The organism is Aeromicrobium sp. UC242_57, assembly GCF_044452305.1.
Taxonomy (GTDB): domain Bacteria; phylum Actinomycetota; class Actinomycetes; order Propionibacteriales; family Nocardioidaceae; genus Aeromicrobium.
The window spans coordinates 1,477,752-1,490,627 of the sequence record NZ_JBIOAM010000003.1 but is presented as its reverse complement, the minus strand read 5'-3'; the positions used below and the strand labels follow the sequence as shown (position 1 = coordinate 1,490,627).

At 68.1% G+C, this 12,876-nt stretch carries 18 protein-coding genes and 3 pseudogenes; 3 read left to right on the top strand and 18 right to left on the bottom strand.

Features of this window, described 5'->3' with window-relative positions; genetic code table 11:
* Nucleotides 1-46: 46 nt before the first annotated feature.
* From ACHMWU_RS19905 to ACHMWU_RS19855, 11 genes and pseudogenes are all read right to left on the bottom strand, one after another.
* A complete protein-coding gene (locus ACHMWU_RS19905; RefSeq protein WP_396047036.1) occupies nucleotides 47-370 on the bottom strand; it encodes a hypothetical protein in 324 nt (107 codons plus the stop codon).
* A complete protein-coding gene (locus tag ACHMWU_RS19900) occupies nucleotides 367-750 on the bottom strand; it encodes a hypothetical protein (protein WP_396046199.1) in 384 nt (127 codons plus the stop codon). Before ACHMWU_RS19900 ends, ACHMWU_RS19905 begins: the two co-directional genes overlap by 4 nt.
* A gap of 61 nt (nucleotides 751-811) precedes the next feature.
* A pseudogene (locus tag ACHMWU_RS19895) lies at nucleotides 812-1,111 on the bottom strand (hydroxymethylglutaryl-CoA lyase); the annotation flags it as partial.
* Between the two features lie 4 nt (nucleotides 1,112-1,115).
* On the bottom strand, nucleotides 1,116-1,340 hold the full coding sequence (locus tag ACHMWU_RS19890) for a hypothetical protein (RefSeq protein WP_396046197.1): 225 nt from the start codon (nucleotides 1,338-1,340) through the stop codon (nucleotides 1,116-1,118).
* Nucleotides 1,337-2,089 carry a hydroxymethylglutaryl-CoA reductase, degradative gene (locus ACHMWU_RS19885; protein WP_396046195.1) on the bottom strand — a complete coding sequence of 251 codons (753 nt, stop codon included), beginning with the start codon at nucleotides 2,087-2,089 and terminating at the stop codon, nucleotides 1,337-1,339. The genes ACHMWU_RS19890 and ACHMWU_RS19885 overlap by 4 nt, the downstream gene beginning before the upstream one ends.
* A gap of 115 nt (nucleotides 2,090-2,204) precedes the next feature.
* Nucleotides 2,205-2,384, bottom strand: a complete 180-nt coding sequence (locus ACHMWU_RS19880) for a hypothetical protein (RefSeq protein ID WP_396046193.1) — start codon at nucleotides 2,382-2,384, stop codon at nucleotides 2,205-2,207.
* Between the two features lie 108 nt (nucleotides 2,385-2,492).
* Nucleotides 2,493-2,618 (bottom strand): hypothetical protein, encoded by a 126-nt coding sequence (locus ACHMWU_RS19875; protein WP_396046191.1) that lies wholly within the window; start codon nucleotides 2,616-2,618, stop codon nucleotides 2,493-2,495.
* Nucleotides 2,619-2,808: 190 nt separating this feature from the next.
* Entirely contained in the window at nucleotides 2,809-3,378 is a 570-nt protein-coding gene (locus tag ACHMWU_RS19870) for a PucR family transcriptional regulator (protein ID WP_396046189.1), read from the bottom strand.
* A 69-nt stretch (nucleotides 3,379-3,447) separates the two neighbouring features.
* A complete protein-coding gene (locus ACHMWU_RS19865; RefSeq protein WP_396046187.1) occupies nucleotides 3,448-3,840 on the bottom strand; it encodes a hypothetical protein in 393 nt (130 codons plus the stop codon).
* Between the two features lie 72 nt (nucleotides 3,841-3,912).
* Nucleotides 3,913-4,566 (bottom strand): GAF domain-containing protein, encoded by a 654-nt coding sequence (locus ACHMWU_RS19860; RefSeq protein ID WP_396046185.1) that lies wholly within the window; start codon nucleotides 4,564-4,566, stop codon nucleotides 3,913-3,915.
* Nucleotides 4,567-5,160: 594 nt separating this feature from the next.
* On the bottom strand, nucleotides 5,161-5,787 hold the full coding sequence (locus ACHMWU_RS19855; protein ID WP_396046183.1) for a DUF222 domain-containing protein: 627 nt from the start codon (nucleotides 5,785-5,787) through the stop codon (nucleotides 5,161-5,163).
* A gap of 291 nt (nucleotides 5,788-6,078) precedes the next feature.
* Between ACHMWU_RS19855 and ACHMWU_RS19850 the strand changes: the two genes are divergently transcribed.
* The 3 genes and pseudogenes from ACHMWU_RS19850 to ACHMWU_RS19840 all read left to right on the top strand — a co-directional run bounded on the left by ACHMWU_RS19850 (nucleotide 6,079) and on the right by ACHMWU_RS19840 (nucleotide 7,852).
* On the top strand, nucleotides 6,079-6,717 hold the full coding sequence (locus ACHMWU_RS19850) for a flavodoxin family protein (RefSeq protein WP_396046181.1): 639 nt from the start codon (nucleotides 6,079-6,081) through the stop codon (nucleotides 6,715-6,717).
* A 174-nt stretch (nucleotides 6,718-6,891) separates the two neighbouring features.
* Nucleotides 6,892-7,410, top strand: a pseudogene (locus ACHMWU_RS19845) (haloacid dehalogenase-like hydrolase); the annotation flags it as partial.
* Nucleotides 7,411-7,552: 142 nt separating this feature from the next.
* Complete coding sequence (locus tag ACHMWU_RS19840) at nucleotides 7,553-7,852, top strand: hypothetical protein (RefSeq protein WP_396047034.1); 300 nt, start codon at nucleotides 7,553-7,555, stop codon at nucleotides 7,850-7,852.
* Here ACHMWU_RS19840 and ACHMWU_RS19835 read toward each other — a convergent pair.
* From ACHMWU_RS19835 to ACHMWU_RS19805, 7 genes and pseudogenes are all read right to left on the bottom strand, one after another.
* On the bottom strand, nucleotides 7,839-8,870 hold the full coding sequence (locus ACHMWU_RS19835) for an Ig-like domain-containing protein (RefSeq protein ID WP_396046179.1): 1,032 nt from the start codon (nucleotides 8,868-8,870) through the stop codon (nucleotides 7,839-7,841). The two genes, ACHMWU_RS19840 and ACHMWU_RS19835, sit on opposite strands and share 14 nt — an antisense overlap.
* A complete protein-coding gene (locus ACHMWU_RS19830; RefSeq protein WP_396046177.1) occupies nucleotides 8,867-9,955 on the bottom strand; it encodes an Ig-like domain-containing protein in 1,089 nt (362 codons plus the stop codon). Before ACHMWU_RS19830 ends, ACHMWU_RS19835 begins: the two co-directional genes overlap by 4 nt.
* A 123-nt stretch (nucleotides 9,956-10,078) precedes the next feature.
* The gene (locus ACHMWU_RS19825; protein ID WP_396046175.1) at nucleotides 10,079-10,504 is read right to left on the bottom strand and encodes a hypothetical protein; all 426 of its coding nucleotides are present in this window, start codon (nucleotides 10,502-10,504) and stop codon (nucleotides 10,079-10,081) included.
* Between the two features lie 144 nt (nucleotides 10,505-10,648).
* On the bottom strand, nucleotides 10,649-11,188 hold the full coding sequence (locus ACHMWU_RS19820) for a hypothetical protein (RefSeq protein WP_396046173.1): 540 nt from the start codon (nucleotides 11,186-11,188) through the stop codon (nucleotides 10,649-10,651).
* A gap of 93 nt (nucleotides 11,189-11,281) precedes the next feature.
* On the bottom strand, nucleotides 11,282-11,680 hold the full coding sequence (locus ACHMWU_RS19815; protein WP_396046171.1) for a phosphatase domain-containing protein: 399 nt from the start codon (nucleotides 11,678-11,680) through the stop codon (nucleotides 11,282-11,284).
* Nucleotides 11,643-12,392: pseudogene (locus ACHMWU_RS19810) on the bottom strand (phosphatase domain-containing protein); the annotation flags it as partial. The pseudogene ACHMWU_RS19810 and the gene ACHMWU_RS19815, both read right to left, overlap by 38 nt.
* Nucleotides 12,358-12,816 carry an aldo/keto reductase gene (locus tag ACHMWU_RS19805; RefSeq protein ID WP_396046920.1) on the bottom strand — a complete coding sequence of 153 codons (459 nt, stop codon included), beginning with the start codon at nucleotides 12,814-12,816 and terminating at the stop codon, nucleotides 12,358-12,360. The pseudogene ACHMWU_RS19810 and the gene ACHMWU_RS19805, both read right to left, overlap by 35 nt.
* Nucleotides 12,817-12,876: the final 60 nt, after the last annotated feature.

Below are 12,876 nucleotides of genomic sequence, written 5' to 3'. Positions count from 1 at the left end.
GAAGACCGCCAGGGCCTTCAGCTCGGCCTGTACTGCTGCCGGAAGCTCACGCGGATCTCCCAGGGACCGGCCTCGTCCTCGATCGCGTCCATCGCGATACGTCGGCCTGCCGAGTCGGTTCCGGTGCCCAGCACGACCTCGCGCTTCGGCGGAACAGCTTTGCCGCGATGACGGCAGCCACCAGGCAGCCGATCAGTCCGATGAGCAGCGCGTAGGAGTGCGCGAGGGTGCGGTCGTCGACGAGCGACGGCATGATCTGGTCGGCTGCCAGGTACAGAGATCCGGCGATCGTGAGGCCGAGGCCGATGGCGCCGCAGAGATGACGACTGTCGACGGTGTCTCCCCACACTTCGAGAAGTGAGGACTTCATGAGGTTCCTTCCTTGGTCGACGTGCCGGTGGGGCCGTCTGAGCGGGGGGTGCTGAGCGCCTGCGCGATGCGGGAGGGGCGGCGACCGAGATGGTCGGTCACGATGCGGCCGGCGCGCACGACGGCATCGAGATCGACGCCGGTCTCGATGCCCAGTCCCTTCAGCATCCAGAGCAGGTCTTCGGTGGCGAGATTTCCGGTGGCGCTGCCCGCGAAGGGGCATCCTCCGACGCCTCCGGCGGAGGCGTCGAACGTCGCGACTCCGGCACGCAGGCCGGACAGGACGTTCGCGAGCGCCTGTCCATAGGTGTCGTGGAAGTGCAGGGCCAGGCGGTCGGTGTCGATGCCGATCTGGCGGTGCCCGTCGATGAGGGCCGACACATGACCCGGGAGTTCCCACGCCGATCGTGTCTCCGAGGCTCACTTCGTAGCAGCCGGCGTCGATCAGTGCCTTCGAGACGTCCGCGACGGCAGCGACATCGACCTGGCCTTCCCACGGGTCGCCGAAGCACATCGACACGTACCCGCGCACCCCGATACCGTGCTCGGCAGCACCGGCGATCACATCGGCGGCCAGGTCGATGGCCCCGGAGCGGCTGGTGTTGAGGTTGCGCTGCGCGAAGGTCTCGGTCGCGCTGACGAACACGGCGACCGTGCGTGCTCCCGCCGCAACGGCCCGCTCGAGGCCGCGCAGGTTGGGCACCAGGACCGGGTGTCGTGTCAGGTCGTCCAGACCGTCCATGACCTCAGCGGCATCGGCCAGCGGGGGGACCCACTTCGGCGACACGAAGCTCGCTGGCCTCGACGGGTGACAGTCCGGCGGCGAGCAGATCGCGGATGAACGAGATCTTGAGGTCGGTCGGCACGAATGCCGCCTCGGCCTGCAGACCGTCGCGCGGGCCAACCTCGTAGACCGTGACGGAGGTCGGCAGCCCGGTGTCTGGATGCAGCGCAGGGAATGAGCCGGTCACGCCTGGGCCCCGGTCCGCAGCGCAGCGATGATCGCCTCGGCCGCCTCCGCGCGGACTGCCTTGTCGGCGATCATCTTGGCGACCACGGCATCGACCTCGTCGAGGCGGGCGCCGGCCGTCACGGCGACGTTGCGCGCGTGCAGCGACATGTGGCCACGCTGGATGCCCTCGGAAGCCAGGGCACGCAGGGCGCCGGCGTTCTGGGCCAGGCCCACCGCCATGATCACGTCGGCGAGCTCGGCGGCAGTCGAGACCCCGAGGAGGGAGACGGCGGCCTGGGCGACGGGATGCACCTTGGTGGCGCCGCCCACGAGCCCGACCGGCATGGGCAGCTCCATCGTGCCGACGAGATTGCCGTCGCGATCCTTCTCGAAGCGGGACATCGAGGTGTACTGGCCGGTGGAGCCGATCGCGTGCGAGTGGGCCCCGGCCTCGACGGCGCGGGTGTCATTGCCCGTGGCCAGCACGACGGCGGTGATGCCGTTCATGATGCCCTTGTTGTGGGTCGCGGCCCGGTAGGGGTCGACCACGGCGAACTCGGCTGCGTCCAGCATGTTGTCGACGACCTCCGCACCGCCGAGCGCCTCGGCGTCGAACACCGCGCGAACCCGCGTCAGGCGCAGGTCAGCCTTGTTGGTCAGGATGCGCAGGAGTGTGCGGCCGCCCGTGATCTCGGCGACCCGCGGGGCGATCGCCTCGGCCATGGTGTTCACGGCATTGGCGCCCATGGCGTCGCGCACGTCCACCACGAGGTGCAGGACGACATAGGTCTGGCGTGAGCTTGGGCAGCACCCGGACGAGGAGGTCGCGGACTCCGCCGCCGAACTCGACCAGCTTGGGGTCCTGCGCGTTGGCGAGGTCGGATCAGCTCGGCGGCCGACTCGAGCAGGCGCAGTCGCGCGCCTTCAGGATCGAGCACGTCGAGCACCTGCACCTGGGCTTGCATGAGGGGAGCGTCGACGAGGTCGTGAACCCACCGTGCTCGCGTGTCATCCGAGCGAGGTTGCTGGCTGCTGCGACGACGGACGGCTCCTCGGTAGCCATGGGCACCAAGACGTCGCGTCCGTTTGATCGAGAAGTTGGTGGCGATGCCGACGGGGATCCCCAGCACGCCGATGCTGTTCTCCACCATGTGGTTCGCCTGATCCAGGGTCAGTCCCTGAGCCGGGCTGAGCACGTCGAGGATGCCGGGCTCGATGCTTGTCTCTCGGCGGCCAGCTTGGCGCGGCGCTGCTCGACGGTGAGGTTCCGGAAGCCGGACAGACGGCTGTTGGTCATGGGGAGAGTTCCTTCCGAGGGGCAACGAGCCACGATGGCCCAGACAACTCAGCAGACGGTAGTCCTTCCATGTGATCCCGCATATGTCATGAGGGCACTATCTGAGGTCCAAGAATCTGCTTGTGACACACACCTGTCGCGGTGTGAAGAGAGACAGATCAGACCTGTCGCGAGTCATCTTGTGCGAGCCTCAGCAGCTCGAGCCGCAATGCCGTCTGGACGTCGAGCTGTCGTGGGACACTCGCCATCTGGCACCGAGCAGCCGATCGATGCGGGAGATCCGCTGCGCGACGGTGTTGGCGTGGATGTCGAGCCTCGCCGCCGCTGCGGTCGGGCTGCCCATCGACTCGAGGTAGGCCGCAGCAGTGGCGACGAGCTCGGTCGAGTGGCGCTCGTCGTAGTCGAGCAGTGCACCGATCGTGGAGCTCACGAAGTGGTGGAGTGCCTCGGCGGAGTCGGCCGTGAAGAGCATCGAGTAGATCGCGAACTCGGCGGTCGTGCCCCAGGTCTGTTCGCGGCCCAGCTGGTGCATCAGCTTCAGGCATTGCGTCGCCTCGCGATAGACGTGTCGCAGGTCGAGCGGTGAGGTGGCCGGCCCGGCTGCCGCTACGGTCGTCGGCGTTCCAGCAGCCAGTGCGAGTCGGCGGTGGAGATCTTCGGTGACGTCCTGCGGTGAACCTGGAAGCACCACGACCAGGTAGTCGTCGTACAGCGCGGAAAGACCGCCTTCGGCGCGGCACCTGGCCGAGGCTGCCCCCACCACTGCAGCGGTGCGCTCCGGGGGAGCGCCGCGACCGCCACGGTGAGCGGGCCAGAACCCAGCTGGTGTCTACGGGCGATGCGGTCGAGCTCTTCCGGGACTCGTCCGGCTGGGATCGAACAGGCGTCGAATGGTCTCGCCGGACGCCCGGGTGTCGGCTTCGGCCATGTTGGCGTCAGCGAGCCGGGAGACCGAGATGGTCTGCGTGGCACGCTCGAACGTGCGCACCTCGACGTCGCCGAGCTCCCGGTTCGTCGAGAGGAGTAGTGATCCGAGGGTGGTGCTGCCCGCAGCAGCGGTGTCGACGTACCACCGTCGTCCGTCCGGCCCGGTGGTCACGGTCGACCGGCCACTGTGGCGGCTCTCGTCGAGCGCACCCTTGACGGAACGGCTGAACGGAGGGGCGGGGGCGGGGTCTCCTTCGGATGCCACGACGACCCCGTGCTCGTCGACGAACACCATCGGCACCTTGAGGGCAGCGGCTACGACGGCGACGATCGGAGCGACACCTTCGCCGCGCGAAGACGAGCTGGGTCAGCTGTTCGTGCACCTCGACCGAGGTCTCGACGGCTGAGTTGTGGGCGCGAAAGCAGCGAGTCGACTGCTCCAGCCGCGCATCGTCTGTTCTTGCATCTCGAAGAGCTGGGCGTTGACGAGCGCCACCGCCGCGTGGGCTGCTAACGACGAGACCAGCGTGATCTCTCGGTCGTCGAAGCGTTGCTTGGCACGACGTCCCGCGAACAGGATGCCCAGAAGTCGGCCGTCGATCTCGAGCGGCACTCCCAGGAGCGTGCGGATGCCTTGGCCGCCGACGTGCGTGTCGAGGTAGTCGTTGTGGGCGATCTCGGTGGCGGAGGTGTAGTCCTCTACCTGGACGGCCTGATGTGTCGCGGCGACCGCGCCCCCGACCCCGCTGCCGACGCTGACCTGGGTGCCGAGAAAGCCGGGCGAGAGCTGGCCCGACCACGCACGGACCGCGAAGTGCTCCTCGCCGTCGACGCGAGCCGAGAGGTAGGCGACGTCGCAGTCGAGCAGGCGTTTGGTGCGATCGGTGACGGTGCGCAACGCATGCTCGACGTCGCGGATCCGGGTCAGGTCTTGCGCAGCGGCGAGCAGCTCTTCGAGCTCGGCCTCGCGACGCGCATGCTGTGCGAGGACGGCATCGGCGTCTGATGGCAGCTGGGACATGGGAGTCCAGCCTATGCGCACCCGGCAGGGTCGTCCCATCCTGCGGTGGGGACGGGGTCTGGGGTTTGTGTGTAGGTGTGCCCGGTGTGTGTGGTCCATTGGAACGTTCCGGGCTGGGGTTGTCGTAAGCTTGGATGAGCCCTTCTGTTTTGAGGTTGTGGGCGCGTCTGTTGAGGGGGCCGGTGTTGGCTGCGTTGGTGTCGGCGGGCCAGGGGTCGGTGTGGTCGGTGTCGCACATCCGTGCCGGCACCGAGCTGGTCGGGAACACTGAGGTTCCGTCTCTGAATTCGAGGACTTGCTTGAGCCTGGTGGGGGCGAAGCGGCCGAGCCAGGTGATGGTCATGAGGTTGCCGATGTCGTCGGTGACGAGGCGGTAGAGCAAGGACTGTGGGTCGGCCATCGCGGCTCGGATGATGTGGGCGGGGATGGTCGCGGACCGGTCGGTGAGCTCACCGGGTGCGTTGCTGAATCCCATGAGGGACGACAACGGCACGGTGACTCCGATGACGGCCTGGTAGACCCAGACCACCTTCGGTGCGGTTCAGGAGGGTGTCGGCCAGCAGATCGGCTCGGGTCTGGTCGATGGTCCGCGGATCATCGGCAGGGGAGCTGGTGGGCAGTCCCGGTGAGTGATCGCATGATCGCTGCGGCGTCAGCGGCAGACAGGACGGCGGTGAGGCGGGTCATCGAGTCCCCGGCCAGCCGCAGGGTCACGCTGCGGTCAGCGAAGGCAGCCTTGTGGCGTTCGGCCGCGGCATCGGGTTCGGTGCGGTCGACCCACCGGTCGAGCCATCGGACAGCCTGCCCGGGGGTTAGGGTGCCCACCCGGTCGACGGCGACGTCATCGAGCAGTCCGAAGGATTCTGGCCGGGTGAGGCGGCGGGCTGCCCGGTCGATGGCCTCAACGGTGGTGGTGGCCAGGTGTCCGTCGTGCCAGGCCTGCCACACCGCCGGGAGCTGGCTGCGGAGTCGGCGGGCGCGGGCGACCTGGCGTTCGACGGTCGGGACAGGAAGCCTCAGCGCCAGGGACAGCTCGTGGACCGCGGCATCGGCGCGCCGTCGTCCCTGGGCTTGGCCGCCGTGCTCTTCGCCGGTGGTGCGGGCGCGGTCGACGTAGTCGAGCAGGTCGGCGGCTTCGGCTGCTTCGACCGAGGCGAGGGCTTGACGACGTAGGACGATCTGATCGATCGTCTCCCGGTCGTCGACCCTCGTACCAAGCATGGAAACCCCTCGTATCGCAGTGTTTCCATCACTCTACGAACCACCACAGACACCCAGAATCAACCAGACAAAGTTGTCCACAAGGCTCGTGACCGCTCAGGAATATATGATCGCCACCATGGTGATGCAAGTAGGGGTCGTGCTCGGCAGCGGGCACGGTCTTGAAGGTACGACGGGTGTCCTGGTGACGAATCTGCTCGACAGGATGCGCTCTCGTGCTCCTGCAGGCACCGCCATCAGCGTGGACACCGTCCTGACGACTGATCTCGACCTGGGCTCGGACTGCCCGGCGTGCCTACGGTGCATGACGGCGGGGAGCAGGCCTGCCCCAACTACGATCGCGCCGCTGCAGCTCGCCGCGTGATGGATGGAGCGGACCTGGTCATTTTCGCGACACCCGTGCACTCGTTCCAGGTCTCGGCCAGCATGAAGCGGTTCATCGACCACTTCGCGTACCTGATCCACCGGCCGGCATATGTCGGCCGTCCGGCTGTGCTCGTCTCCACCGCGGCCGGAGGTGGACACGATGCGGCGCTGGACTACGTGCGCAGCGCGGTGCGACGCTGGGGCTTCCACACGGTCGCGCAGATCGGGGCCAACGGGCCCGGACTGGCGCGTCCGAAGTACCGGGCCAAGGTGGACGAAGCCCTCGACGAGATCGCGCTCACGGCACTTGCGGCTCCGACTGCCGGCGAGCCGAAGCCGACGACCGCCGACCTGATCGGTTTCCGGGTTGCGAAGATCCTGGTCGATGGCGGACGAGAGGATGGGCCTGTCGACGCGAGCTACTGGGACGAACGCGGTTGGTTCGACGCCGAGTGGTGGACCGACCAGAAGCCCCCGTACCTCGCCAACCGCATCGCCGCGCTGGTGGAGAAGAAGATCCGCAAGGGCATCGACCAGGGCACTGCAGACCCATACCGAGGCTGAGAGCCGCATCTTCCCGCTCGACTGCAGGCCTCACCCGGCACGGGCGAGGCGGAGCCATCCGCACCGCGCCTAGCCTCGTCATCGGACCGGTCGGACGACCGACGGAGGCGGAGTAGACGTACGCAACCCGCCGTCCCCGATGATCGACACCGGTATGAGCCACCTTGGCTTCGTGTGCGTCGGAAGGGAGTCTGCGCGATCAGTCTTCTCCCGTCGTGGCGTGCTGGCACGGTCAGAGATGCCGTCGTCACCTTTCTCGACGAGATCGGAGAGGTGCCTGTCCATGAACGCCTCGTCTGCTTCGACAACGACGGAACTTTGTGGTGCGAACGGCCGACCTACGTGCAGTTCGACTTCTTGTCGATGCCTTGGCAACGCGGGTGGCACGCGACCCTGCTGTGGGGGAGACACCGGAGTACGCGGCCCTGCTCAGCGGCGATCGAGCCGCCGTCGACGAGATCGGTCTCGAACGCGTCGCGATGGCACTCACGGCGCTCTTCGCCGGACAGTCGCCGGAGAAGCTTCACGGCCATCGTCCGTGACTTCCTCGCGCGCGCCCAGCATGCGACGTTGCACCGACCGCACCGGTCGAATCTCTACCAGCCGATGCTCGAGCTGATCGCCGAGCTCCGGCGCCGGGGCGCCACCGTCGCCATCGTCACGGGTGGTGGCACGGAGTTCGTCCGAGCGGTGAGCCACGACCAGTACGGCGTCCCGCCTGAGCTGGTCGTCGGGACGTTGATCGACTACGACTTCGAGCGCCGAGCGGGCGGGTCGCCCCAGCTCCCGGCGCACGGCTCGCGTGATCGGGGCCGCGAACGAGGGGACCGCCAAGGTGGGCAACATCCAGACCCAGCTGGGACGACGGCCCATCGCGGCTGCTGGCAACTCGGGCGGAGACCGCGAGATGCTCGAGTGGGCCACAGCCGGCGAGGGGCCGAGCCTCGCCCTGCTGATCGACCACGATGACGCCGAACGCGAGTTCTCCTACGTGAGCACGGCTGAGACGTTCGCGGAGCCCGAACCGATCACCGACGTGGGCGCGCGACTCGGATGGACAGTGGTGAGCATGGCGCGGGACTGGGAGACGATCTTCGTGCCCCAGCACCCGCGGCCCGAGGTCAGCGCTTCGTGAACTTGCCTCGCTTCGTCGTCACGTTGCCGGCGCGATCCTTCGCCTTCGCAACCCAGGTGACGACGCCCTCGGCCCGGTTCTTCTTCGTGATCTTGCACGAGGCGATTCCCGAGAGAGTGTCCTTGGCCTGGCAGCGCAGCCGGTTGCCGGTCCGCTTGACGCGCAGCGAGGGTGCCTTGCGGTCGATGTTGACCGTGACCTTGACCTTGGCTGCGCCGCCGTCAGTCGCGGTGGCGGTGCCGACCACCGGGATGGCCCGAGCCGAACGGGTGACCTTGACCGGCTTCGGGCAGGGCTGAGTCAACGGGGCAGAGCCTGCGGCGCAGCTGAAGGTGACCACGACCGGTGTGCGGTACCACCCGCGCGCCGACTTGGCACGTGATGACTGGACGCGGGCGGTGATCGCGGGATCGGTGCGCCGGGTCACGGCAGCCGATGTGAGGTGGTTCGACGATCCTGAGTAGGCCGCGTGGACGTCGATGGGCTTGCCGGTGGCCAAGGACGCCGCGAGCGTCGCCACGCCATCGACGAGGGCTGCTTCCCCGACGGGCTTGTCACCGACCGAGAACGTGACCGTCCCGTTCGGTGTGCCGCCACCGGGAGCGACAGCACGGACCGTTGCAGTCAGGGCGGCTGCGCTGATCTTGACGGTGGTCGTCGTCTCCGTCGTGTCGACAGAGTGCACCCGGTTGCCGGAGGCGTCCGCGTACACAGCGGTTCCGCTGTACTCCGCCGTGACCGTCGTGTCGCCGACTGGCAGGGCAGAGGTCGTGAAGGTCACCTGACCATTCGCGTCCACGGCGGTTGTGGCCTGTACCTGTTCTGCTCCGGCCAGGAAACGGATGGTGCCACCGGTAACGGTCGTGCCGCCAGAGGTGACGCTCGCCGTGAACGTGACGGACTCACCGAACTTCGTCGGCGAGGACGACGTGACCTCGACGTTCGTGGGCCGCTTGACGACGGCGCGTTCGACGGCCGCCGACGTGCTCGCTGTGTCGGGCGGAGCTGCCTTCGTCACTGGCGGTGAAGCTGCGGCCCCACGCTGAGACTGTCGGCGACATAGGTCGCGAGGCCGGAGCTGTTGACGGATCCGGTTCCCAGCTGAGCGTCGCCGTCGTAGAACGTCACGTCACCGGCCGGACTGCCGCCGCCGGGCGACGTGGGCGACACCGTCGCAGACAGCGAGACGGGCTGGCCTGTCACGAGCGGTCCCGCCGGGACAGTCAGCGTCGTGGTCGTTCCGGCCGCGCCGACTGACTGGATGCGGCTTTCATCGCTGTCGGCGAAGCCCGTGGGGCCGACGTACTCGGCAGTGACAGTCGTCTCGCCGATCGGGAGGGAGTCGGTCGTGAACGTGGCCTTGCCAGCCGCGTCGACCGATGTCGGAGCCTGGGCTTGGTCCCCGTCGACCAGGAATCGCGTCGTGCCGCCGGGTACAGCTGTTCCTTCCGAGGTGGTCGTGGCAGTGAAGGTGATCGGCTCGCCGGTGACCGCAGACGGCACCGATGACGACACTGTCGTGGTGGTCGGTGCGAGGGCCGCCGTCAGGACGATGTCGTTGCCGCTGCCTCCCACGTAGCTGATCTGGAGCCTGGCGCCGTCGACGATGAGGTAGGCACCTTCTGGCAGGTCGGCGAATGTGCCGGAGACGGCGTCTGAGCCGTCGTTGTCCACGATCGTGAAGCTGTCGCCGACAGAGGGAACGTGAGCCAGCGAGGGTTCGAGAACCGGGCCAGAGAGCTGGACCGTTCCGGCCACGTCGACCCGGTCGTTGGTGTCGGCGGCCAGGTCGACTGACATGGCCGAGGTAGAGGTCAAGCTGAGGTTGCCCGTTGCGAGACCACGTGGGGTGAGGTTGCCGGCGACCGAGACGGCCGGAACTACCCCGCTTCCGGCCAGCGTGGCACCGGAGGCGACCTGGACAGAGCTGCTGGACGCGATCAATCCGTCGACGGTCAGCTGACCGGCGCTGACAGTCGTGGCCCCCGTGTAGGAGCTCGACGCATGGGTCAGGCGCAGGTTGCCCGGCGAGGTCTTGGTCAAGCCTCCGGCTCCTGAGATCGGTGAGGTGATCGCCACGGTGCCGCCTGCATCGACCTGCACCGTCCGAGCAGCGGCCAGCGTGAGGCCGAGATCGATCGCTGACGTCCCAGTCGAGTAGGTGGCGCGGGCTGTTCCGAGGAGCTCGACTCCGTGTCCGCTCAGCGTAGCCGGGTGCCTCGATCGTCAGCGAGGTGGCCTTGAGTCCGGGCAGGTCGTTGACCGGGGCGGCTTCGAGGTTCCTGCCGGGAAGACGAGGGCTGCAGCGAGGGACGGGGCGACGTCGCCGACCCAGTTGGCAGCCTCGGACCAGCTGCTCGTCGCACCGCCGCCGTCCCACGTTCGCGTCGGAACATTGACGCCGACCACGGTGAGGATGATGCCGGAGTTGAAGTAGCCCACCGAGAACGTGACTGGGCCGACGACGATCGAGCCGAACTGGGAGATGCCGTTGAAGCGGCCGGTGATGGGGGAGCCGAAGGTCTGGGAGACGATCTGGAAGCTCGTGTTGACTGCTGGCAGGTAGCCGAGATCGATGTCGAGGTTGGCGCCGTTGGGGTTGAAGAGGGCCGAGCCACTGGTGAGCTTTGAGCTGGTCGTAGCCGGTGCCAAGGGTGGGGCCGTCGAGGTCGACCCGGAACGTCGAGCTGGCCGGCAGTGTGAGTCCGGCGTTCGCGGCGTACCTCAGGATTCCGGGAGCATTCTGGCGCCCAGGCGCGATGGTCGAGCTGGCCGAGGCGGTGATCCCGTTGCCGTTCAGCGTGCCCGTGCCGGCCAGGGTGCCGCCGGCGAGGCTGACGGGTCCCGTGAGTGAGCCGTTGATCTCGAGCACTCCGCCGCCGGCCAGTGACAGCCAGACGAGCTGCTGACCGTGCCATTCAGGGAGAGCGTGCTGCCTGCTGCCACGGTGACGGTGGCGGAACCCAGCTGTGTGTCGATGTCGACGACGGACGTGCCTGAGGTGTAGGTCGCCGACAGGGCACCCGTCAGCGCGAGTGAGGTGCCGGAGATGTCGTAGCCCGCTCCGGCGATCGTGATGGATCCGAACGACGTGCCAGGCGCGAGGTCGTTGACGGTGGCAGTCCGCGACGCTCCGGCCGGGAACACCAGGTCGGAGCCGGCCGTCGGGGCCACGCCACCCCAGTTGTCGGGGTCGGACCAGAGCTCGCTGTCGGTGCCGGTCCAGGTGGCTGTTCCAGCAGCCTGGGCGGGTGCGGTGATGCCGAGGAGCGCGACGACCACGACGAGTGCGGTGAAGATGGCGCGCAGGCTGGATGGGCGGGAGGACACGAGCATAAGAGTTCCCTCAGGTTCTGGCGCCTCCCAGTCCGGCAGGACGCGCGAGCTCGAGGACAGCGGCCTCCATCCTCGCGCAGAAAGGGCCGGTCGTCAGGCGTTCTGGTCATCGGGTGAACCGGACAGCAGGCCGAGCGTCTGTGCGTGCTCCCGCACGGCGTCGCTGTCAGCCGCCAGCACGAACGGCACGTCGGGTGCCCACTGCTGTGCGACCTGCTCGACCGAGCCGTCGCCGGGATCGAGGCGTACCTCGCGGATGTACACCGCGCGGATCCGCCCGGGGTGGGAGCGGACGATGTCGGCGTAGATCTCGGGGTCCTTCTCGCCGGAGTCGCCGATCAGCACGAATGACAGGTCCGGATGCAGGTCGAGGATCTCGCGGATGCGTCCATGCTTCTGCTCGCGTCCCTCTGCTGTTCCGATCAGGTCGCGCAGCAGCAGGGGGGCCGCGCGGGAATTCGTGGTGCTCGAGGAAGGCCGAGAGGAATGCATGCAGGTTCCAGGGGCTGGACGAGACGTAGTAGAACGGGTTGGCGTCCGCGGCGAGGTCGCGGTAGAGCGACGCGGCGCCGGGGAAGGCCTCGCGGGTCAGCTGAGAACCGATCAGCGTGTGCAGCACCATCTGGCCGGCACGCTGGACACCGGTCTTGATGACGGTGTCGTCGATGTCGGAGATGACGCCGAACCGCGCTGCCGGATCAGGCACCCGCACGTCGACAGATGTGGAGTGCGCGCCGGTCACGCCACGGTACTCGCCCCGCAGCGAGACCGTGCCGGTCGTCGAGGGCGACTGGAGCGATGCGGACCCTGGCAGCCGCACGAGGAAGTAGCCGTCGTGATCGGTGATCGCGTCAACGGACGCCCCGCTGACGTGGATCGTCAGCGGGACGTCCGGCAGCTCGCGGGTGACGAAGTTCTGCACGCTCCTGCGCAGGGCAGCGCCGACGCCTTCACCTTCTGCGGCTCTCGACGGCTCGGGGTTGTCGAGGACGCGTCCCCGGACGATGACGCCACCGGGGCCGCCGTGCCCGCCGTACGACTCGATCCGAAAGCCGTCGGCGTCCTGCGCGACGACAGGTGGACCGACTCGAAGAGCCGCTCGACCCGGTTGACCCACCTCGCGCTCATGCCGCCACGGTAGCGGCTTCCGGGCCAGCCCGGTGGGCAGGTCAGACGGCGGCGGTGAGCGCCTCGAGCTCGGCATCGGTCAGGTCGATGCCAGCCGCGCCGACGTTGTCGTCGAGGTGGTCGACGCTCGACGTGCCCGGGATCGGCAGCATCACGGGGGAGCGCTTGAGCAGCCAGGCCAGGGCGAGCTGCGAGGGTGACGCGCCGTGCTCGGCCGCGATGTCGGCCAGCGGGCCACCCTCCTTGACCAGGTTGCCGGTGGCCAGGGGGAACCACGGGATGAATCCGATGCCCTGCTCCGCGGAGTAGTCGAGCAGCGGTTCGGCGCTGCGGTCTGCCAGGTTGTACAGGTTCTGCACGGTAGCGATCGTCGCGACCTCCTGAGCCTGCTTGAGCTGGTCGACCGTGACCTCGCTCAGACCGATGTGCCGGATCTTGCCCTCGTCCTGCAACGCCTTGAGCTCGCCGACCTGGTCCTCGAGGGGGACCTCGCTGTCGATCCGGTGCAGCTGGAACAGGTCGATCGGTGTCGAGCCCGAGCCGGCGCAGGCTCAGCTCGG

Coding starts and splice junctions, on each gene's coding strand:
- ACHMWU_RS19855 (WP_396046183.1), bottom strand. CDS start 5,787: ATGCTTGGTACGAGGGTCGACGACCGGGAGACGATCGATCAGATCGTC.
- ACHMWU_RS19865 (WP_396046187.1), bottom strand. CDS start 3,840: ATGGTGTTCGTCGACGAGCACGGGGTCGTCGTGGCATCCGAAGGAGAC.
- ACHMWU_RS19880 (WP_396046193.1), bottom strand. CDS start 2,384: ATGGCTACCGAGGAGCCGTCCGTCGTCGCAGCAGCCAGCAACCTCGCT.
- ACHMWU_RS19815 (WP_396046171.1), bottom strand. CDS start 11,680: ATGCATTCCTCTCGGCCTTCCTCGAGCACCACGAATTCCCGCGCGGCC.
- ACHMWU_RS19820 (WP_396046173.1), bottom strand. CDS start 11,188: ATGCTCGTGTCCTCCCGCCCATCCAGCCTGCGCGCCATCTTCACCGCA.
- ACHMWU_RS19905 (WP_396047036.1), bottom strand. CDS start 370: ATGAAGTCCTCACTTCTCGAAGTGTGGGGAGACACCGTCGACAGTCGT.
- ACHMWU_RS19860 (WP_396046185.1), bottom strand. CDS start 4,566: ATGTCCCAGCTGCCATCAGACGCCGATGCCGTCCTCGCACAGCATGCG.
- ACHMWU_RS19875 (WP_396046191.1), bottom strand. CDS start 2,618: ATGACCAACAGCCGTCTGTCCGGCTTCCGGAACCTCACCGTCGAGCAG.